The 18,401-nt window shown below is 70.1% G+C and carries 20 protein-coding genes, 1 tRNA gene and 1 riboswitch; of the genes, 8 read left to right on the forward strand and 13 right to left on the reverse strand.

The features are described from left to right. Positions 1–12: 12 nt before the first annotated feature. Together QT196_RS14995 and QT196_RS15000 are read right to left on the reverse strand one after the other, a co-directional pair. Complete coding sequence (locus QT196_RS14995) at positions 13–777, reverse strand: ABC transporter permease (RefSeq protein ID WP_248001606.1); 765 nt, start codon at positions 775–777, stop codon at positions 13–15. An 88-nt stretch (positions 778–865) separates the two neighbouring features. After that, positions 866–1,663, reverse strand: coding sequence for an ABC-2 family transporter protein (locus QT196_RS15000; RefSeq protein WP_266731243.1), 798 nt, complete (start codon positions 1,661–1,663; stop codon positions 866–868). A 292-nt stretch (positions 1,664–1,955) separates the two neighbouring features. Between QT196_RS15000 and QT196_RS15005 the strand changes: the two genes are divergently transcribed. Beyond that, positions 1,956–4,157: a transglycosylase domain-containing protein gene (locus QT196_RS15005; protein WP_266731245.1), complete on the forward strand. Its 2,202-nt coding sequence runs from the start codon at positions 1,956–1,958 to the stop codon at positions 4,155–4,157. Positions 4,158–4,195: 38 nt separating this feature from the next. On the opposite strand, the gene QT196_RS15010 is transcribed toward QT196_RS15005, so the two are convergent. The 3 genes from QT196_RS15010 to QT196_RS15020 form a co-directional block, all read right to left on the reverse strand. Continuing rightward, on the reverse strand, positions 4,196–4,516 hold the full coding sequence (locus tag QT196_RS15010) for a multidrug efflux SMR transporter (RefSeq protein ID WP_168479271.1): 321 nt from the start codon (positions 4,514–4,516) through the stop codon (positions 4,196–4,198). Positions 4,517–4,547: 31 nt separating this feature from the next. Continuing rightward, a riboswitch (guanidine-III (ykkC-III) riboswitch) is annotated at positions 4,548–4,613 on the reverse strand. Between the two features lie 66 nt (positions 4,614–4,679). Next, complete coding sequence (locus tag QT196_RS15015; RefSeq protein ID WP_042155576.1) at positions 4,680–4,982, reverse strand: co-chaperone GroES; 303 nt, start codon at positions 4,980–4,982, stop codon at positions 4,680–4,682. 107 nt (positions 4,983–5,089) lie between these two features. Further along, positions 5,090–5,407, reverse strand: a complete 318-nt coding sequence (locus QT196_RS15020; RefSeq protein ID WP_168479272.1) for a DUF3618 domain-containing protein — start codon at positions 5,405–5,407, stop codon at positions 5,090–5,092. A gap of 304 nt (positions 5,408–5,711) precedes the next feature. Between QT196_RS15020 and bcp the strand changes: the two genes are divergently transcribed. After that, entirely contained in the window at positions 5,712–6,179 is a 468-nt protein-coding gene (gene bcp, locus QT196_RS15025; protein WP_168479273.1) for a thioredoxin-dependent thiol peroxidase, read from the forward strand. Positions 6,180–6,343: 164 nt separating this feature from the next. Here bcp and QT196_RS15030 read toward each other — a convergent pair whose 3' ends face one another. Beyond that, positions 6,344–7,615 (reverse strand): HAMP domain-containing sensor histidine kinase, encoded by a 1,272-nt coding sequence (locus QT196_RS15030; protein WP_168479274.1) that lies wholly within the window; start codon positions 7,613–7,615, stop codon positions 6,344–6,346. Next, entirely contained in the window at positions 7,615–8,121 is a 507-nt protein-coding gene (locus QT196_RS15035; protein WP_168479275.1) for a hypothetical protein, read from the reverse strand. Before QT196_RS15035 ends, QT196_RS15030 begins: the two co-directional genes overlap by 1 nt. Positions 8,122–8,462: 341 nt before the next feature. Between QT196_RS15035 and QT196_RS15040 the strand changes: the two genes are divergently transcribed. The 4 genes from QT196_RS15040 (at position 8,463) to QT196_RS15055 (ending at position 11,621) form a co-directional block, all read left to right on the forward strand. Beyond that, the gene (locus QT196_RS15040; protein ID WP_290355065.1) at positions 8,463–10,001 is read left to right on the forward strand and encodes an MFS transporter; all 1,539 of its coding nucleotides are present in this window, start codon (positions 8,463–8,465) and stop codon (positions 9,999–10,001) included. 171 nt (positions 10,002–10,172) lie between these two features. After that, positions 10,173–10,835, forward strand: a complete 663-nt coding sequence (locus QT196_RS15045) for an HNH endonuclease signature motif containing protein (protein ID WP_168479277.1) — start codon at positions 10,173–10,175, stop codon at positions 10,833–10,835. Then, the gene (locus QT196_RS15050) at positions 10,832–11,494 is read left to right on the forward strand and encodes an HNH endonuclease (protein ID WP_290355066.1); all 663 of its coding nucleotides are present in this window, start codon (positions 10,832–10,834) and stop codon (positions 11,492–11,494) included. Before QT196_RS15045 ends, QT196_RS15050 begins: the two co-directional genes overlap by 4 nt. Positions 11,495–11,537: 43 nt before the next feature. After that, positions 11,538–11,621: transfer RNA gene (locus tag QT196_RS15055), tRNA-Leu, on the forward strand. Between the two features lie 72 nt (positions 11,622–11,693). Here QT196_RS15055 and rdgB read toward each other — a convergent pair. From rdgB to QT196_RS15080, 5 genes are all read right to left on the reverse strand, one after another. Then, positions 11,694–12,329 (reverse strand): RdgB/HAM1 family non-canonical purine NTP pyrophosphatase, encoded by a 636-nt coding sequence (gene rdgB, locus QT196_RS15060; protein ID WP_266731256.1) that lies wholly within the window; start codon positions 12,327–12,329, stop codon positions 11,694–11,696. Between the two features lie 27 nt (positions 12,330–12,356). Further along, positions 12,357–12,764: a hypothetical protein gene (locus tag QT196_RS15065; RefSeq protein ID WP_168479280.1), complete on the reverse strand. Its 408-nt coding sequence runs from the start codon at positions 12,762–12,764 to the stop codon at positions 12,357–12,359. Between the two features lie 129 nt (positions 12,765–12,893). Then, complete coding sequence (locus QT196_RS15070) at positions 12,894–13,031, reverse strand: SCO1431 family membrane protein (protein ID WP_107429536.1); 138 nt, start codon at positions 13,029–13,031, stop codon at positions 12,894–12,896. 185 nt (positions 13,032–13,216) lie between these two features. Beyond that, positions 13,217–13,948, reverse strand: coding sequence for a ribonuclease PH (gene rph / locus QT196_RS15075; RefSeq protein WP_168479281.1), 732 nt, complete (start codon positions 13,946–13,948; stop codon positions 13,217–13,219). Between the two features lie 87 nt (positions 13,949–14,035). Then, positions 14,036–14,269, reverse strand: coding sequence for a PTS glucose/sucrose transporter subunit IIB (locus QT196_RS15080; RefSeq protein ID WP_018091307.1), 234 nt, complete (start codon positions 14,267–14,269; stop codon positions 14,036–14,038). A 239-nt stretch (positions 14,270–14,508) separates the two neighbouring features. On the opposite strand from QT196_RS15080, the gene QT196_RS15085 reads away from it, so the two are divergent. After that, complete coding sequence (locus tag QT196_RS15085; RefSeq protein WP_290355067.1) at positions 14,509–15,819, forward strand: PTS transporter subunit EIIC; 1,311 nt, start codon at positions 14,509–14,511, stop codon at positions 15,817–15,819. 270 nt (positions 15,820–16,089) lie between these two features. Further along, positions 16,090–17,361, forward strand: coding sequence for a PTS transporter subunit EIIC (locus QT196_RS15090; protein WP_168479283.1), 1,272 nt, complete (start codon positions 16,090–16,092; stop codon positions 17,359–17,361). Positions 17,362–17,453: 92 nt separating this feature from the next. Here the strand turns inward: QT196_RS15090 and QT196_RS15095 are convergent, their stop codons facing one another. Beyond that, positions 17,454–18,206 (reverse strand): MBL fold metallo-hydrolase, encoded by a 753-nt coding sequence (locus QT196_RS15095; protein WP_168479284.1) that lies wholly within the window; start codon positions 18,204–18,206, stop codon positions 17,454–17,456. Positions 18,207–18,401 lie beyond the last annotated feature (195 nt).

Below are 18,401 nucleotides of genomic sequence, written 5' to 3' on the forward strand. Positions count from 1 at the left end.
CGTGAGGCGCCCTCAGCTGCCGGTGCTCCGGTACCCCCGCAGCCCCAGCCGCCACGCCAGCCCGGCCCCCGTACACATCAGCGCCGCCACCACCGGCCCCAGGAAGTCCACCCAGCCCGGCAGCCCCAGCGGGTCGGGGTGGCCCAGCAGCCGCAGCGCGGGCAGCCAGTTCACAAAGGCCAGCGGCACGAGGTAGGTGACCCCGCGCACCAGCTCCTTGGCGAACACCGTCGGCGGGTACTGGAGCAGCGCGTTGCCGCCGTAGGTGAAGGAGTTCTGCACCTCGGCCGCGTCCTGCGCCCAGAACTGGAAGGCGGCCCCGGCGGTGAAGACCGCCGCGAAGATGGCCGTGCCGCACACCGCCATCAGCGGCACCATCAGCACCCGCCCCACCGTCCAGTCCACCTCGATACGGGGCAGCGCCCAGCCGAGCACCAGCAGCGCCTGGGTGATCCGGCCCGCCCGGCGCAGCGCGAAGCGGTCCGCCGCGATCTGCGCGAACACCGGTACGGGGCGTAGCAGCAGCGTGTCGAGGGTGCCGTCCCGGATCCGCCGGCCCAGCCCCTCGATGCTGCCCAGCAGCAGATCCGCCAGACCCAGCGCGATCCCGGACGTCCCGTAGAGGAAGGCCACTTCGGGCAGGGTGAAGCCGCCGAGGGACTTGATCTGCGAGAACATCAGCATGATCGCGACGAAGTCGAGGCCGTTGGCGGCGAAGTTGCCGACCGTCATCATCACGAACGAGGTCCGGTAGGCGAGGGTGGAGCGCACCCACATCCGGACGATCAGCCCGTAGGCGGCCAGCCCCCGCGCCACCTCCGCCGCCCGCCCGCGCCCGGCCCGGGGCTCCACCGCCGTCCGCCCGCTAGCCACCGTGCACCACCACCTTGCGGGTCGCCGCCGACTGCACCAGCCGGCCCAGCGCCAGCAGCGCCCCCGCCCACCCCGCCTGGAACACCAGCCCCCGTACCAGCCCGTCGCCGCTGCGGACACCCATCAGCACATCGGCCGGCACCTGAAGGATCGCCGCCCACGGCAGCAGCTGGACGACCTCCCCGAGCCCGCCCGGGAAGACCCGCAGCGGCAGCACCATCCCCGTGAAGAACATGCAGGCCAGCCCACTGATCAGGGCCAGCCCCGAACCGTCGAGGAGCCAGAACGAGGCCAGCGCCACGAGATACCGCAGCGCGAAACTCACCAGCACCCCGAACAGCACCGACAGCAGAAAGCAGCCCCAGGTCAGCGCGTCACCGGGCAGCGCCAGCGGGAAGACCATGGCGCCCACCGCCATCGGCGCCACCCCGCGGCCGAGCAGCTGGAGCCCGGCCCGCCCCAGATCCGCGGCCAGCCACCACAGCTGGAGATCCGCGGGCCGGTAGAGGTCCACCGCGATATCGCCCGTACGGATCCGCTCCTGGAGCTCGTCCAGCCCGCCGCCGCCCATCAGCGCCGCGGTGGCCAGCAGCGCCTGCGCGGTCCACACGAAGGTCAGCGCCTGCGCCTGGTCGTAGCCGCCCAGATGCGGCCGCTCGTCCCACAGCGCGATATACGTGTAGGCGACGATGAAGCCGAAGACGGTGTTGGTGAACACCCCCGCCACGGTGGCGATCCGATAGGTGGCGTACCGCCGGAAGCTGCCGGCCGCCACCGCCGCGTATACCACGCCGCGTTCCCCCCCCCAGCCCCGTTCTCGTCGGACGCGCAAAGCACCGGAGCCTAAGTCGTGGGCACGGCGGGCACCATCGAATTATCACCGCTTCGGGTGAGCCGTGGGCGCCATTCAGCCGGTCAGGTGGCGGTCTCCGGTGCGCGCCACGTCCGCTGACCGGGACGCATGATGCGAGAGTTTCCCCGCGGGCGGCAGTTGCTCTCCCGGCGTACCGCGCGCAATCCCCCGACACGACACCGTCCGCCGCAGTACAACCTCCGGCGGCGGCCGAGGAGTCCATACCGACATGAGCGGACCACGCACGGGCTGGCGCCGTGCCCTCCCCACCTGGCGCACGGTGCTGGGCAGCGGGCTGCTGTTCCTGCTGCTCGTCGTCGGCGGGATGATCGCCGGCTATCTGCTCGTCGGCATCCCGCCGGCGAACAGCGCCGCCAAGGCCCAGAGCAACATCTACCTCTACTCCGACGGCTCCGAGCTGGCCCACGACGGTGAGGTCAACCGGCAGAACGTCACCCTCAGCCAGATCCCCAGGTCCGTCCAGCAGGCCGTACTCGCCGCCGAGGACCGCGACTTCTACTCCGAATCCGCGGTCGACCCCGCCGCGATGGTCCGGGCCGCCTGGAACACCCTGACCGGCAAGGGCAAGCAGTCCGGCTCCACCATCACCCAGCAGTACGTGAAGAACTACTACCTCGGCCAGGAACAGACCCTCACCCGCAAGGCCAAGGAGTTCTTCATCGCCATCAAGCTGGACCGCGAGGTGAGCAAGGACAACATCCTGGAGGGCTACCTCAACTCCAGCTACTACGGCCGCAACGCCTACGGCATCCAGGCCGCCGCCCGCTCCTACTACGGCCGCGACGCGGAGCAGCTGACCACCGCCCAGGGCGCCTATCTCGCGTCCCTCCTCAACGCCCCCAGCGCCTACGACCTCACCTCCCACCCCGAGAACCGGCCGCGGGTGCTGGCGCGTTGGCACTACGTGCTGGACGGCATGGTCAAGAAGAAGTGGCTCACCCGCGCCGAGCGGGACGCGCTGGAGTTCCCCTCGACCAAGCGCGCCAAGGCGTCCCCCGGACTGTCCGGGCAGCGCGGCTACCTCGTCGAGGCCGTCAAGAACTACCTCTCCGACCATCACATCCTCGACGAGGACACCCTGCGCGGCGGCGGCTACCGCATCACCACCACCATCGGCAGAAAGCGCCAGAACGCCTTCGTCAAGGCGGTCAACACCCGGGTGATGGACCGGCTCGACGACTCCCGCAAGGTCGACCGCTACGTCCGGGCCGGCGGCGCCTCCATCGACCCCGCGAGCGGCCGGGTGGTGGCCCTCTACGGCGGTATCGACTACGCCAAGCAGTACGTCAACGGCGCCACCCGCCGGGACTACCAGGTCGGCTCCACCTTCAAGCCGCTCGTCTTCGCCGCCGCCGTGGCGCACGGCTCCACCACCCAGGACGGCACCCGGATCACCCCGAACACGGTCTACGACGGCACCAACAAGCGGATGACGGTCAGTCACGGCCGCTCCACCGGCTTCGCGCCCGCCAACGAGGACGACCGCTCCTACGGCCCGATCACCGTCACCGAGGCCACCGACAAGTCCGTCAACGCCGTCTACGCCCAGATGGGTATCGACGTCGGCCCGGACAAGGTCAAGGCCACCGCCGTGGACCTGGGCATCCCCGCCCGGACCCCCAGCCTCGCCTCCTCCCAGGGCGCCGTCTCTCTCGGCACCGCCACCCCCAGCGTCCTGGACATGACCCAGGTCTACGCCACCCTCGCCCACCACGGCAGCCACCGGCCGTACACCCTGGTCGACAAGGTCACCAAGAGCGAGGAGGAGATCGAACTGCCCGAGCGCGAGGAGACCCGGGCCGTCCCCAGGGCCGCAGCCGACACCACCACCGCGATCCTGCGCGGCGTCGTCGACGGCGGCACCGGCACCGCCGCCCAGGGCGCCGGGCGGCCCGCGGCCGGCAAGACCGGCACGGCCGAGGAGGACAAGGCGGCCTGGTTCGCGGGCTACACGCCCGAACTCGCCACCGTCGTCGCGGTGCTGGGCCAGAACCCGGAGAGCGCCGCACAGGAGCCCCTGTACGGCGCGGGCGGCCTGTCACGGGTCAACGGCGGCGACTACCCCGCCCAGATCTGGGCCGACTACACCGCGGCCGCACTGGAAGGCCGCCCGGTACGCGACTTCGATCTCCAGCTGGAGGCGGGCGCGGAGCCGTCCTCGCCCGAGCCCTCCAGCAGCGATTCACTGTCGCCCGGCGCCTCGGACAGCCCGTCCACCGACCCGACGGACTCCCCCACCGGCGGCCCCGTGCCGCCCACCACCGGCCCCACCCGGCCGACGGTCACTCCGCCCACCCCGACCGCCCCCACCGAGCCCGAACCGACCACACCCCCGACCAACGACTTCCCCACGGTCCAGCCCCAGAGCGATGTCCTGGAGCGGCAGATGGGGTGGGGGTGGGACGGATAGCGGCACGGGCCCGGAGCGGTCCGCGGACCGGCCGGGCGTCAGTGCCCCGACGTCGCCTTGAGCCCGACCACCGCGACCAGCAGCAGACAGATGAAGAAGATCCGGGCCGCGGTGGCCGGCTCGCCGAGCACCATCATGCCGACCACCGCCGCCCCGGCGGCCCCGATGCCGACCCACACGCCGTAGGCGGTGCCGATCGGCAGGGTCCGGGCGGCGTACGAGAGCAGCAGCATGCTGGCGACGATGCCCGCGCCGGTGAACACACTGGGCCACAGCCGGGTGAAGCCGTCGGTGTACTTCATCCCCACCGACCAGCCGACCTCCAGCAGACCGGCGACCACGATCAGAATCCAGGCCATGACGGCACCTCCGCGAAAGAGCTTCAACAGGGGTGCGTCGTCTTGTCCTGACCCGGTACGGCGCGTCTCGTCGGGTGGCTTCCGAGGCTAGCAAAAGGCAGCGAAACGGGCGGTGACCCCGGTCACCGCCCGCACGAACGAACCCCTGGCCGGGGCCGACCGGCTACAGATACAGCCCGGTCGAGTCCTCCGCGCCCTCCAGCCGCTCCGCGGCCACCGCGTGCAGATCGCGCTCCCGCATCAGCACGTAGGCCACCCCGCGCACCTCGACCTCGGCCCGGTCCTCGGGGTCGTACAGCACCCGGTCCCCGACCTCCACGGTCCGCACGTTCTGCCCGACCGCGACCACCTCGGCCCAGGCCAGCCGGCGGCCGACCGCCGCGGTCGCGGGAATGACGATGCCCCCGGTCGAGCGGCGCTCGCCCTCGGGGATGTCCGTCCGGACCAGCACACGGTCGTGCAGCATCCGGATCGGCAGCTTGTCGTGGGTGTCCTTGGTGTTATTCGGGCTCACGGCATGACCGTACCTGCCCGGCGCCGCCCGGCACGCACCGCGGGCGCCCGGGACGCGCCTTAGCGACGCCGCCGGACGCGCAGCGTCAGCAGGCCCACCACGGCCACGCCGATCATCGCCACCGGAATGATCCGCTCCAGCCGCGGCGCCCCGTCCTCCGACACCAGCTGCGCCCGCACATCCGTCACCGCGCGGTTGGCAGCCACATAGGCCCGCCCCGCCGTACGGTCCACGGCGGCCGACGCCCTGGCCTTCGCGTCATCCATGATCGTCTTCGGGTGCAGCCGCACACCGATCTCGTCGAGCGTGACGGCGAGCTCCTGCCGCCTGCGGACGATGTCCGCCTCGATCTGCGCCGGGGTCCTGGCTTCCGCCACCGCGCTGCCTCCGTCGTCTCGCGCCGGTACGTACGGGGCCGGACTGGAGGTCCCGTACGGAACCGGCCACACCACTGACTGCCGATTCGTCATGGACAGTCTGTCAGCTCGGCCCCCCACACGCCCCACAGCACCCCCGTTTCGCAGCGCCGGGACGCCCCCGGCACCATGCCGTCCCCCGGCTGGCTAATGTCGGGGCGTACGGACCCACGCGAAGGAGAACCATGAGCGAGCGAAGTGAGCGAATCATGGAAAGGTGCGCGCATCGCGAATGCGTGCGCGCCGAGCGAAGTGAGGCGGGCGCATGAGCGAGCGACTTCAGCCCGGCGACACCGCACCGGCCTTCACCCTGCCCGACGCGGACGGCAAGCAGGTCTCGCTCGCCGACCACAAGGGCCGCAAGGTCATTGTCTACTTCTACCCGGCCGCCCTGACCCCCGGCTGCACCAAGCAGGCCTGCGACTTCACCGACAACCTCGACTTCCTCGCCGGCCACGGCTACGACGTCATCGGCATCTCCCCCGACAAGCCGGAGAAGCTCGCCAAGTTCCGCGAGAAGGAAGAGCTCAAGGTCACCCTCCTCGGCGACCCCGACAAGTCGGTCCTGGAGTCCTACGGCGCCTTCGGCGAGAAGAAGCTCTACGGCAAGACCGTCACCGGCGTCATCCGCTCCACCGTCATCCTCGACGAGGACGGCAAGGTCGAGCGCGCCCTCTACAACGTCAAGGCCACCGGCCACGTCGCCAAGATCATCAAGGATCTGGGACTGTAGCCACCACTGTGGCCGTGGCCACGCGCCACGCGCCACGCGCCACGCGCCACGCGCCACGCGCCACGCGCCACGCGCCACGCGCCACGCGCCACGGCCGGGAACATCACCTGCCGCCACCGCGTTACGGCCCCGAGGGGGCCCGCCCGTCCCCTACGGGGCCGCCCTTAGGGACACGCGCCCTCGGGAGCCGGTGCCACCGCTCGGTCCGGCAGTTCCAGCACGGCCTCGGCGCCGCCGTCCGCGGCGGCGCCGAAGTCCAGCCGCGCACCCAGCACCTCCGCCTGGCCGGCCGCGATCGTCAACCCCAGACCGTGCCCGGTCCCCCGCTCCGGCGCGGCCGTACGGAAGCGCCGCGGCCCCTCGGCACACAACTCCGCCGGATAGCCCGGACCGTGATCGCGCACCACGATCCGCGCACCGGCCACCACCACCTCGATCGGCGGCTTGCCGTGCTTGGCCGCGTTCGCCAGCAGATTCACCAGCACCCGCTCCACCCGGCGCCGGTCCGTCTCCACGATCCGCGGCTCCCCCTCCACGGTCACCGACACCTCGTCCACCCCACGCTGCCGCGCCGCCCGCTTGACGATCCCGCGCACCAGTGACGGCAGCTCGCAGGCGTCCACATCCGCCCGCTCCACGCCCGCGTCCAGCCGGGACACCTCCAGCAGGTCCTCCACCAGCCGCCGCATCGCCTGCGCCCGGTCCCGCACCAGCTCCACCGCCCGCGGCTGCGGCAGCAGTTCCGCCGCCGCCACCAGCCCGGCCACCGGCGTCCGCAGCTCATGCGCCACGTCGGCGGTGAACTCCCGCTCCGCCTCCACCCGCGCCGCCAGCGACGTCGCCATGTGGTGCACACTGCGGCCCAACTCGGCCACCTCGTCCCGGCCGTTGCTCGCCAGCGCGTCCGCGTCCGGCGCCGCACCCGCCGCGATCCGCCGCGCCGCCGCCGCGCTCAGCCGCAGCCGTCGCGACAGCCGCTGCGCCACGAACCACGACACCCCCGCCATCAGCGTGACCGTGCCGCACCCCGCGATCAGCAGCGCCCGGTCCAGCGCCAGCTGCGCCGGATCGTCATCCGGATACGCCGCCGAGACGGACAGCGACCGCGTCGGCCTGCGCCCGTCGCCGCCGCCGACCCCGGTCGCCGCCCACACCCGCGGATCCTCACCACCGCTGACATACGTCCCCGACTGGTTCCGGAACACCGCCTCCCGCAACGGCGACGGCAGGGCCTCGGCGTCCAGCTGCGCCCCCAGCGCCAGCGTGCGGTCCCGCTCGTAGATCTGAAGCGCCGAACTCAGCCGGTCGTCCTGATAGGCCCGCGCCGACCGCTCCCGCTCCGCATCCGCTATGTGGTGCACGGCAAACCCGAGCACCACCACGGCCAGCGCGGTCATACAGGAAATGGCCAGCGCGATCCGGCCTCGAATGCCCATCACGCGAGGGTGTACATCTCCGTCGTGTCACCGAGCGGTGTGGACCCCTCGTACGTGACCTCCAGGCCGGTGAAGGCCAGCTCCCCGCCGACCCGCTCCGGGTCCCGCAGGCGGAAGGTCGCCGGGAACCCGGCCTCCGTGCCCGCCGCGGCGTCCGACTTCTCCACCTGCACCACACCCACCCCCAGGGCCTCCCGCGCACCGTAGTACTTCCACGTGATCGCGGTCGCCACCATCTCGGCATCCTCGCAGGTCAGCGTGATCACATGCGGTTTGGTCGCCGGCTTGCCGCGCCCGCAGTCCCGGACCCCCGGCAGCCCCCCGGACGACGGGCCGTCATCCTTCACGTCCTGCACCGCCGACGTCTTCGGCGCGGCGTCCACCGCCGACGCCCGGCCCGACGACTGCACGCACCACACCCCGCCGGCCGCCAGCGCCGTCACCACGACAAAGGCCGCCAGTGCGGTACGCCCCCGAACCCAGCGGGCCCCTTCGCGGTCCGTCATCACGCTCTCCTCCCGGGGACGACGCCCCGTACCCCCCACAGCAAACACGAATGCCGCGCCCGGCGTTGCCACTCTCCCGTCCCCGCCACACAGGCTGATTGCCTGAACGCTGCGGTGACCACTCGGCTGTGTACCAGTCCTGTAACAAGGCCCGTCGCACCCCTGGCGCCTCCCCGCCGCGGCCCCGCAACCGCCCCGCCCCCGGTGCTCCGGACGGCCCAGCCGCGCAGGACGTACCGCAATTCCTCCGGCCAGAGTGGTTTGATTCGCGCTCCACTGCGCAGGCGCACCTGTCGTATCCCACCGCGCACCCCGCGCTGACCGACCGAGAGGACCGCCTCGTGCCGACCGGCAGCACCGAAGCCGACCCCGCTCCCGAGCAGGACCGGGAAGCGCTCAAGCGCCACCGGGTGCTCTTCCGTGCCGTCGCCCGGCGCAAGAACCCCAAACTGCGGCGCACCGACATCACCGTCACCGACGAACGCGTCGTCAGGCGCGCCGTGAAAGCCGCCGCCCTCGGCAACGCCATGGAGTGGTTCGACTTCGGGATCTACAGCTATCTCGCGGTCACCATCGGCAGGGTCTTCTTCCCCGGCGGCAGCGACACCACCAGCCTGCTGTCGTCCTTCGCGACCTTCGCCGTGGCCTTCCTCGTACGCCCCCTCGGCGGCGCCTACTTCGGCCCGCTCGGCGACCGCATCGGCCGCAAGAAGGTCCTCGCCCTCACCATGATCATGATGGCGGCGGGCACCCTCTGCATCGGCCTGATCCCGTCCTACACCACCATCGGCTTCTGGTCGCCCGCCCTGCTCATCCTCTTCCGCCTGATCCAGGGCTTCTCCACCGGCGGTGAGTACGGCGGCGCCTCCACCTTCATCGCCGAGTACGCCCCCGACAAGAAGCGCGGATACTTCGGCAGCTTCCTGGAGATGGGCACCCTCATCGGCTACACCGGCGCCGCCGGCATCGTGCTGCTGCTCAACACCACCCTCGGCGACGAGGCCATGCTCAGCTGGGGCTGGCGCCTGCCGTTCCTGATCGCCGGTCCGCTCGGCCTGGTGGGCCTCTACCTCCGGGTCAGGCTCGACGAGACCCCGGCCTTCCAGAAGTTCGAGGCCGCGCACACCCACAGCGCCGGCGGCTCGGTCGTCGAGGCCGAGGCCGAGTTCTCCCACCTCTCGGAGAACGCCCCCAAGAAGAAGATCAGCGAGATCTTCTCCCAGCAGTGGCCCACCCTCATCCTCTGCATCGCCCTGGTCGGCGCGTACAACATCACCGACTACATGCTGCTGTCGTACATGCCGACCTACCTGACGGACACCCTCCACTACGAGGAGTCCCACGGCCTGCTGATCCTCCTCGGCACCATGGCCGTCCTGATGTGCATCCTCAGCACCGTCGGCAAGCTCAGCGACCACTACGGCCGCAAGCCCCTGCTGATGACCGGCATGGTCGGCTTCTTCGTCGTCGCGATCCCGGCCTTCCTCCTCGTCAAGCAGGGCAGCGTCCCCGCGGTCTGTGCCGGTATGGCCCTCCTCGGCCTCTCCCTGGTCTGCCTCCTGGGCACCATGTCCGCCGCCCTCCCCGCCCTCTTCCCCACCAACGTCCGCTACGGCTCCCTCTCCATCGGCTACAACCTGGCCGTCTCCCTCTTCGGCGGCACCACCCCCCTGGTGATCACCGCCCTGATGGACGTCTTCGACCAGAACGTGATGGTCCCCGCGTACTACACGATGGGCGCCGCCCTCGTCGGCGTCATCGCCGTCGCCTGCATGAAGGAAACCGCCCAACAGCCCCTCGAAGGCTCCCCGCCCTCCGTGGCCACCAAGGAAGAAGCCGTCGAACTCATCGAGGCCCAGACGGCGGAACCCCGCTTCTGACCTGCGGCACAGGACACCGAGGGCCCCGGGGAATCTCTCCCCGGGGCCCTCGCCTCTTTTCCGAACCTCTTTCCCGAACCCCCTTCCGACGCGGCGAAACCGGCCCTGCGTTCGATCGTTGTGCAGTTCGACGAGCGCACGGGTGGGCCCGGTGCGCGGAACGGGGGGAGCATGCCGGCCAGTCCGTACACCCGGGAGCGACTGGAGGAGGCGGCCGCCTCCTCGCGGACGATGTCGGAGGCGTTACGCAAACTCGGGGTGGATCCGAAGGGGACCTCGCGGCGGTACCTCCGTGACCGAATGAGGTCGATGGGCGTAGATACTTCGCACTTCGAGCGTGAAGGAACGCGCTGGGCCAAGGAGCGCCTCGAGGATGCGGTGGCACTGTCGACGAACATGTGCGAGGTCTTACGACGGCTCGGTCTCGACCCCGTAGGCGGTCAGCACACCCACATCAGCCGACGCATCAAGAACCTGGGGATCGATACGTCGCACTTTTCTCCGGTCGGCCGGAGGAAAACCAAGGCTCGTCGGCGGTGCAGCCCCGAGGAGCTGCTCGTGCACGCAGAAAACCCCGGTCGACGAATGCCGAGCCACCGGCTCAAAGCTGCCATGCTCGCGCTCGGGGCGGACGAGCGCTGCACCGTCTGCCGTACCGGGCCCGTCTGGCGTAATCGCCCGCTGCCGCTGGAGGTCGATCACATCGACGGAAACTGGCGTAACAACTGTCGGGAGAATCTTCGGTTTCTGTGCCCCAACTGCCACTCGGCCACGGATACCTACCGGGGGCGCAACAAGGGCGTCTGCCCCCGGGACACCGGAGCGCCGCAATGAGCGACCGCATCCGCTACACCCGGGCGCTGTTGACCGAGGCCGCAAGACGTTGCACAGACATTGACGAAGTCATCGCGTTCTGCGGCGGCCACTCCTACCATCAGCTGCGGCGGCATCTGTTCAGGCGCTTCGAGCACTTCGGAATCGATGTATCGCACTTCAAGCCCGTCGCACGGCGCGCCACTCATCTTCGCCGGCCCAGCCGGGACGACCTCCAGAAAGCCGTCAGCGCCTCTTCTTCCATCGCCGCTGCCCTGCGGTATCTGGAGAGGCCCGATAACTCTCGCGGTCGCGCGCTGTTCCATCAGTGGGTATCCGACCACGGCATCGACACGAGTCACTTCCTGGGACAGGCACATATGCGCGGGAAGCCGGGGACCACCCCGGTCAAGGGTCCTGAGCAGATACTCGTGAAGCACTGCGGGAAACGCCGGACAAGAACCGTGATGCTACGGCGAGCGCTGCGGCAGGTCGGCGTGCCGGAGGGATGCGCCGAGTGCGGGACAGGCCCCGCATGGCATGGCAAGCCCATAACTCTGGAGATCGACCACATCAACGGCGACTGGCGTGACGACCGTCAGGAGAATTTGCGGTTTCTCTGCCCCAACTGCCACGCGGTCACCGACACTTGGTGCCGGGGCGGCCGACACCAGCGGTAGACCTCACGCTGCGTCCGACCAACAAGTACCATGGCCGTGGCAAGCGGCCGTGATGGAATTGGCAGTCATGCTGGCTTTAGGTGCCAGTGGGGTAACACCCGTGAGGGTTCGAGTCCCTCCGGCCGCACACCTCGGATTCGAAGGCCCGGCCCCGCCGAAGCGCGGGGCCGGGCCTTCGCCATTCATGTACGGGCCGGCCTCAGCCCAGCAGCTCCCGCACCACCGGGGCCAACGCGCGGAAGGCCTGGCCGCGGTGGCTAATCGCGTTCTTTTCGGTGGGGGTCAGTTCGGCGCAGGTACGGGTGTCGCCGAGGGGCTGGAGGATGGGGTCGTAGCCGAAGCCGCCGGTGCCGGTGGGGGTGTGGCGGAGGGTGCCGTCGAGGGTGCCCTCGACGACGCGTTCGGTGCCGTCGGGGAGGGCGAGGGCGGCGGCGCAGGCGAAGTGGGCACCGCGGTGCTCGTCGGCGATGTCGCCGAGCTGGGCCAGGAGCAGGGCGAGGTTGGCCTGGTCGTCGCCGTGGGTACCGGCCCAGCGGGCGGAGAAGATGCCGGGCGCGCCGCCGAGGACGTCGACACAGAGGCCGGAGTCGTCGGCGACGGCGGGGTGGCCGGTGGCCCGGGCGAGGGCGTGGGCCTTCAGGAGGGCGTTCTCGGCGAAGGTGACGCCGGTTTCCTTGACGTCGGGAACGTCGGGGTAGGCATCGGCGCCGACGAGTTCGATGTCGAGGTCGGCCGCCTCCAGGATCGCGCGGAGCTCCGTGACCTTGCCGGCGTTACGGGTGGCGAGGATGAGGCGGCGGGGGCGTGCGGAGGGTCCGTCGGTGTGAGTCTGCATGGGACCCGATTATCCCGGCTGTGCCGACTACCCCGGGGTGCAGATCTTGGTCATCTGGCCGGTGCCGTCGACGATCGGCTGGATGTCGGGGGCCTTGTTGTTGTCGAGGTCCTTGCGCGCGGCCTTGATGCCGTCGTTCGTCTTGTCGATGGCCTTGGACAGGTCGGGGTCGCTTGTCTCCTTGCTGAGCTTGCGCAGGTTCTTGTCGATGTCGTCGAGGGCCTGCTGGGTCTTCTGCGGCTCGCTGACGGCGGTGTCCGCGGCCTGCTGGAGCTTGTCGACGGCGTCGACGACGGAGGAGGCGGTGTTGGCGCAGTCCATGGCCTTCTGGACCGCTCCGCAGGCGGAGAGCAGCGGTATCGCGAGGGTGGCGGCCGCCAGCGCGGCGACTGCGGTGGTGGCGCGGCGGCGCTGCGGGAGCGTGCGGGGGGCCATGGCGCGGGTTTCCTTCCCTTGGCAATGTGCGGGCAAAGGAAGAAACGCGGGGCGGGGTTGTTTTGGTTGCGCCCAGGGGCGACATCCGTCAGCGGGCGGCGGCGCGGCCCCTCCCCCGGCGGCCCTCCGTCAGAGGAGGCCGGTCTGGGTGAGCAGCATGGCGAGGACGACGACCAGGGTCCAGCCGAGGACGTGCTCCAGGAGCCGGGAGTCGTCCTTGGGCCCGCCGGTGCGGGCGCGGGACGCGGTGGCAGCGGTGGTGGACATGGCTCCACAGTGCGGGCGCCGCGGTGGCTTTTCCAGACCCGGAGACTCCATGAGAAAAGGGTCACAGGGGTTCCGGGAGCCGGCCCATGAGGCGTGGCCTCGCGCGGCCCGCCCTCCAGACGGAACGCACACCGGCCCGCCCCCCGGTTCCCCGGAGCGCGGGCCGGTGGCACCACTGCGGTCGTTCAGAGCGTGCGGGCCAGTGCCGCTCGCTGGGCGCCGTCGAGTTCGGCGCAGCCGGCGACAGCGAGGTCGAGGAGGGCGTTGAGTTCGTCGCGGGCGAAGGGCTCGGCCTCGGCGGTGCCCTGGACCTCGACGAAGCGGCCGTCGCCGGTGCAGACGACGTTCATGTCGGTCTCGGCGCGGACGTCCTCTTCGTAGCAGAGGTCGAGGAGGGGGGTGCCGTCGACGATGCCGACGCTGACGGCGGAGAGGGTGCCGGTGAGGGGCTTGCGGCCGTGGCGGATGAGCTTCTTGTCCTGGGCCCAGGTGATGGCGTCGGCGAGGGCGACGTAGGCGCCGGTGATGGCTGCGGTGCGGGTGCCGCCGTCGGCCTGGAGGACGTCGCAGTCCAGGACGATGGTGTTCTCGCCGAGGGCCTTGTAGTCGATGACGGCGCGCAGGGAGCGGCCGATGAGGCGGCTGATCTCGTGGGTGCGGCCACCGATCTTGCCGCGTACGGATTCCCGGTCGCCGCGGGTGTTGGTGGAGCGGGGCAGCATCGAGTACTCGGCGGTGACCCAGCCTTCGCCGGTGCCCTTGCGCCAGCGCGGGACGCCTTCGGTGACGGAGGCGGTGCAGAAGACTTTGGTGTCGCCGAAGGAGATGAGGACGGAGCCTTCGGCGTGCTTGCTCCAGCCGCGTTCGATGGTGACCGGGCGGAGCTGTTCGGGGGTGCGGCCGTCGATGCGAGACATGCCGTAGACCCTATCGGGAACGGCGAGGGCCCCACTCCGGGGCGGTGGTGTCCGGGGCGGGGCCTTCGGGAGTGAGCGGGGGTCAGCTCACATCATGTCTTCGATCTCGGCGGCGATGGGGTCCGCGTCGGTGCCGATGACGACCTGGATCGCGGTGCCCATCTTGACGACGCCGTGGGCGCCGGCGGCCTTCAGGGCGGCCTCGTCGACGAGGGAGGAGTCCACGACCTCGGTGCGGAGGCGGGTGATGCAGCCCTCGACCTCTTCGATGTTGTCGAGTCCGCCGAGCCCGGCGACGATCTTCTCAGCCTTGCTGGCCATGTCCACTCCTGCTTGTCTCGGCCGCCGGCGGTGCCGCCGTGCGGTTTTCACACCGTAACGCACGTTCAGCCCAACTATGTGGGCGTTTGTCCGCTGTCTGACGAAGGATGGCGATCACCGGAGTGCGCGCCGGCAGCCGGAAGTCCGACGGCGGCGCGCCCCCTGAAAGTGGTCTACACCACCAGTATGCGGCAAGCACCGGGCCGGCTGTCGGCGGGCCGGCCGCCGGGAGGACAGGGATGAGTGCGAACGCAGCGGCGGCGCCGAGGAGGAACTGGGCGTCGAACCTCTTCCAGGGCCTGCAGAAGATGGGGCGCAGTCTCCAGCTGCCGATTGCCGTCCTGCCCGCCGCGGGGATTCTCAACCGTCTTGGCCAGCCGGATGTGTTCGGCGCGGACGGGCTGGGCTGGGACGCGGTCGGCAAGGTGTTCGCGGCCGCCGGCGGTGCGCTGCTGGATTCCGGACTCGGGCTGCCGCTGCTGTTCTGTGTCGGTGTGGCGATCGGGATGGCCAAGAAGTCGGACGGGTCGACGGCGCTGGCGGCGGTGACCGGTTTCCTCGTCTACTTCTCGGTGCTGCACGCGTTCCCGCAGGGCTGCTCCGCGGGCCAGACGTACACCCAGGCGGGCCTGTGGAGCGGGGTGTGCCTCGACGAGACCAATACGGTGACCCAGGCCGCCTTCCAGAACCCCGGGGTCTTCGGCGGCATCGTCATGGGATTCCTGACCGCGTGGCTCTGGCAGCGCTTCCACCGTGTGAAGCTGGTCGACTGGCTGGGGTTCTTCAACGGCCGCCGGCTGGTCCCGATCATCATGGCCTTCGTCGGGCTGGTCTTCGCGGTGCTGTGCCTGTTCGTGTGGCAGCCGATCGGCGATGCGCTGACGAGCTTCAGTGAGTGGCTGTCGGGCCTGGGGGCATGGGGCTCCGGGATCTTCGGCGTCGCCAACCGCGCCCTGCTGGTGATCGGTCTGCACCAGTTCCTGAACACCTTCGTCTGGTTCCAGTTCGGCAGCTTCACCAAGCCGGACGGCACGGTCGTCCACGGTGACATCAACCGGTTCCTGGCGGGCGACCCGGATGCGGGCCAGTTCACCACCGGGTTCTTCCCGATCATGATGTTCGCGCTGCCGGCCGCGGCGCTGGCGATCGCGCACTGCGCCAAACCGCATCGCCGCAAGGAGATCGCGGGCATGATGCTGTCGGTCGGTCTGACGTCGTTCGTGACGGGCGTGACCGAGCCGATCGAGTACTCGTTCCTGTTCGTCGCGCCGCTGCTGTATGTACTGCACGCGCTGCTGACGGGTGTGTCGATGGGCGTGAGCTGGGCGCTGGGGGTCCACGACAGCTTCAGCTTCTCGGCGGGACTGATCGACTACGTCATCAACTGGGGCCTGGCCACCAAACCCTGGCTGATCATTCCCATCGGCCTGTGTTTCGCGGTGGTCTACTACGCCCTCTTCCGCTTCCTGATCACCAGATTCAACCTGGCGACGCCCGGCCGCGAGCCGGATGAGGTGGGGGACGCGATGGAGCGGGACAACGTGAAGTAGCACCACCGGAACCCGCCGGAACACCACCGGAACGCCACCGGAAGCGGCCGCACATGGGCCGCCGCCCGGCCCCGCGGAACGCCTTTGCCGGCCCCTGTGTCCGATGACCAGGGGCCGGTCGCCATGTGGTCCACACCACTTGGAAGAATGGATTCCTTTATGTCAGGACTACGTGCTAAGAATGGTCTACACCACTAGTGGTGTAGACCAAGGCGTAGACCAAGCGCGGGCCACCCCCCTTCGAGCGCCCGCCTCACCAGGAGGAATCCGATGAGTTCGGCCACCGCTACGGCGGCCCCCGACAAAAAGGGTCGCGGCTCCCGCGCCATGGCAGTGGCCCAACGCATCGGCCGCAGCCTGATGCTGCCGATCGCCACGCTCCCGGCGGCGGCGCTGATGGTGCGGCTCGGCCAGCCCGACATGCTCGGCCGGGAGTCCCTCCCCGCCTTCCTGAACAAGATCGCCGAGTTCATGGCGGCCGGTGGCGGCGCCCTGCTCGACAACATGCCGATGCTCTTCGCCGTGGGCATCGCGATCGGCTTCGCCAAGAAGTCCGACGGCTCCACCGGTCTGGCCGCGGTCGTCGGCTACCTGGTCTTCAAGCAGGTGCTGGGCACCTTCAAGGACGCCAACCTCCCCACCGTCCAGGAGGTCGTCGACGGCAAGATAGCCAACGTCGCCCCGCCGGTGGACGCCGGTGTGCTGGGCGGCGTCGTGATGGGCATCGTGGTCGCGCTGCTCTACCAGCGCTACAGCCGCAAGAAGCTGCCGGACTGGCTCGGCTTCTTCGGCGGGCGCCGTCTGGTGCCGATCCTCTCGGCCTTCGCCGGTCTGGTCATCGGCATCGTCTTCGGCTACATCTGGCCCGTTCTCGGTTCCGGGCTGCACAGCTTCGGCGCCTGGCTCGTCGGTTCGGGCGCGGTGGGCGCCGGCATCTTCGGTGTCGCCAACCGTGCGCTGATCCCGGTCGGCATGCACCACCTGCTCAACTCCTTCCCGTGGTTCCAGGCCGGTGACTACGACGGCAAGCACGGCGACATCGCCCGCTTCCTGGCCCACGACCCCTCGGCCGGACAGTTCATGACCGGCTTCTTCCCGATCATGATGTTCGCGCTGCCGGCCGCCTGCCTGGCGATCGTGCACTGCGCGCGGCCCGAGCGGCGCAAGGTCGTCGGCGGCATGATGTTCTCCATCGCGCTGACCGCCTTCATCACCGGCGTCACCGAGCCGATCGAGTTCACGTTCATGTTCATCGCCCCGGTGCTGTACGCCATCCACGCGGTGCTGACCGGTGTCTCGATGGCGCTGACCTGGGCGCTGGGGATGAAGGACGGCTTCGGCTTCTCGGCCGGAGCCATCGACTTCGCGCTGAACCTCGGCATCGCCACCAAGCCGTGGCTGCTCGCCCTCACGGGACTGGTCTTCGCGGCGCTGTACTACACCGTGTTCCGGTTCGCGATCGTCAAGTTCAACCTCCCGACCCCGGGCCGCGAGCCCGAGGAGGAGATCGCCGCGGAGGACAAGGCCCAGTACAAGGGCTGAGCCGCCACCGCCTGGGCATAACTGAGGCCCCCGGAATCCCTGCGATTCCGGGGGCCTTCGCCATGGGCGGCGGGTCACACCCGCCGGGCCGCTCAGATCTCGTAGATTGCGCCCGCCTTGGCCGCCTCGACCGGGCCGTCGTAGACCTTCTGGGCGTCGCGGATGCTGATGTCCGGGTCGGTCCACGGCGGGATGTGGGTCAGCACCAGGCGGCCGACGCCGGCCCGCCGGGCGGTCTCGCCTGCTTCCCGGCCGTTGAGGTGCAGGTCCGGGATGTCTTCCTTGCCGTACGTGAAGGACGCCTCGCACAGGAAGAAGTCGGCGCCCTCGGCGAGCGACTCCAGTGCCGCGCAGGGGCCGGTGTCGCCGGAGTACGTCAGGGTGCGGCCGCCGTGCTCGATGCGGAAGCCGAAGGCCTCGACCGGGTGCCTGACGTGTTCCGTGCGGATCGTGAACGGGCCGATGGTGAAGGTGCCGGGGGTCAGCGTACGGAAGCCGAAGACCTCGCTCATCGCGCCGTCGTGCGGCACATCGGCGTGTGCGGCGGTCAGCCGCTGCTCGGTGCCGGCCGGCCCGTAGACCGGCATCGGCGCACAACGCCCGCCGTCCGGGCGGTAGTAGCGGACGACGAAATAGCCGCACAAATCAATGCAGTGGTCCGCATGCAGATGCGACAGGAGCACGGCATCCAGGTCATAGAGGCCGGAGTGGCGCTGCAACTCGCCCAGGGCGCCATTGCCCATGTCGATAAGCAGCCTGAAGCCGTCGGCCTCCAGGAGGTAGCTCGAGCAGGCCGATTCCATGGAAGGGAACGACCCCGAGCATCCGACGACAGTGAGCTTCATACGGGCGTGAACCTCCGTGGGCGGGGGCGGCGGTCAGGAGCCTCCCCCTGCTCGAACCCAGTTGAGCGCTCGGGGAAGGTCCGTGCGGGTGTCCCGGCGGGCCCTGCCGGGATGGTGCCGGATCCTTGGCGGTCTGTGCGGTGCCCACGAGCGTAAGCCGCAAAAGGTCCTGTGGTGCCTCCAGCGGGGCGAGCT

Origin of the sequence: Streptomyces sp. P9-2B-2 (assembly GCF_030406865.1) — a bacterium.
Taxonomy (GTDB): Bacteria; Actinomycetota; Actinomycetes; order Streptomycetales; family Streptomycetaceae; genus Streptomyces; species Streptomyces platensis.

Coding starts and splice junctions, on each gene's coding strand:
- QT196_RS14995 (WP_248001606.1), bottom strand. CDS start 777: ATGTGGGTGCGCTCCACCCTCGCCTACCGGACCTCGTTCGTGATGATG.
- QT196_RS15005 (WP_266731245.1), top strand. CDS start 1,956: ATGAGCGGACCACGCACGGGCTGGCGCCGTGCCCTCCCCACCTGGCGC.
- QT196_RS15010 (WP_168479271.1), bottom strand. CDS start 4,516: ATGGCCTGGATTCTGATCGTGGTCGCCGGTCTGCTGGAGGTCGGCTGG.
- QT196_RS15015 (WP_042155576.1), bottom strand. CDS start 4,982: ATGCTGCACGACCGTGTGCTGGTCCGGACGGACATCCCCGAGGGCGAG.
- bcp (WP_168479273.1), top strand. CDS start 5,712: ATGAGCGAGCGACTTCAGCCCGGCGACACCGCACCGGCCTTCACCCTG.
- QT196_RS15030 (WP_168479274.1), bottom strand. CDS start 7,615: ATGGGCATTCGAGGCCGGATCGCGCTGGCCATTTCCTGTATGACCGCG.
- QT196_RS15035 (WP_168479275.1), bottom strand. CDS start 8,121: ATGACGGACCGCGAAGGGGCCCGCTGGGTTCGGGGGCGTACCGCACTG.
- QT196_RS15045 (WP_168479277.1), top strand. CDS start 10,173: ATGCCGGCCAGTCCGTACACCCGGGAGCGACTGGAGGAGGCGGCCGCC.
- QT196_RS15050 (WP_290355066.1), top strand. CDS start 10,832: ATGAGCGACCGCATCCGCTACACCCGGGCGCTGTTGACCGAGGCCGCA.
- rdgB (WP_266731256.1), bottom strand. CDS start 12,329: ATGCAGACTCACACCGACGGACCCTCCGCACGCCCCCGCCGCCTCATC.
- QT196_RS15065 (WP_168479280.1), bottom strand. CDS start 12,764: ATGGCCCCCCGCACGCTCCCGCAGCGCCGCCGCGCCACCACCGCAGTC.
- QT196_RS15070 (WP_107429536.1), bottom strand. CDS start 13,031: ATGTCCACCACCGCTGCCACCGCGTCCCGCGCCCGCACCGGCGGGCCC.
- rph (WP_168479281.1), bottom strand. CDS start 13,948: ATGTCTCGCATCGACGGCCGCACCCCCGAACAGCTCCGCCCGGTCACC.
- QT196_RS15080 (WP_018091307.1), bottom strand. CDS start 14,269: ATGGCCAGCAAGGCTGAGAAGATCGTCGCCGGGCTCGGCGGACTCGAC.
- QT196_RS15085 (WP_290355067.1), top strand. CDS start 14,509: ATGAGTGCGAACGCAGCGGCGGCGCCGAGGAGGAACTGGGCGTCGAAC.
- QT196_RS15090 (WP_168479283.1), top strand. CDS start 16,090: ATGAGTTCGGCCACCGCTACGGCGGCCCCCGACAAAAAGGGTCGCGGC.
- QT196_RS15095 (WP_168479284.1), bottom strand. CDS start 18,206: ATGAAGCTCACTGTCGTCGGATGCTCGGGGTCGTTCCCTTCCATGGAA.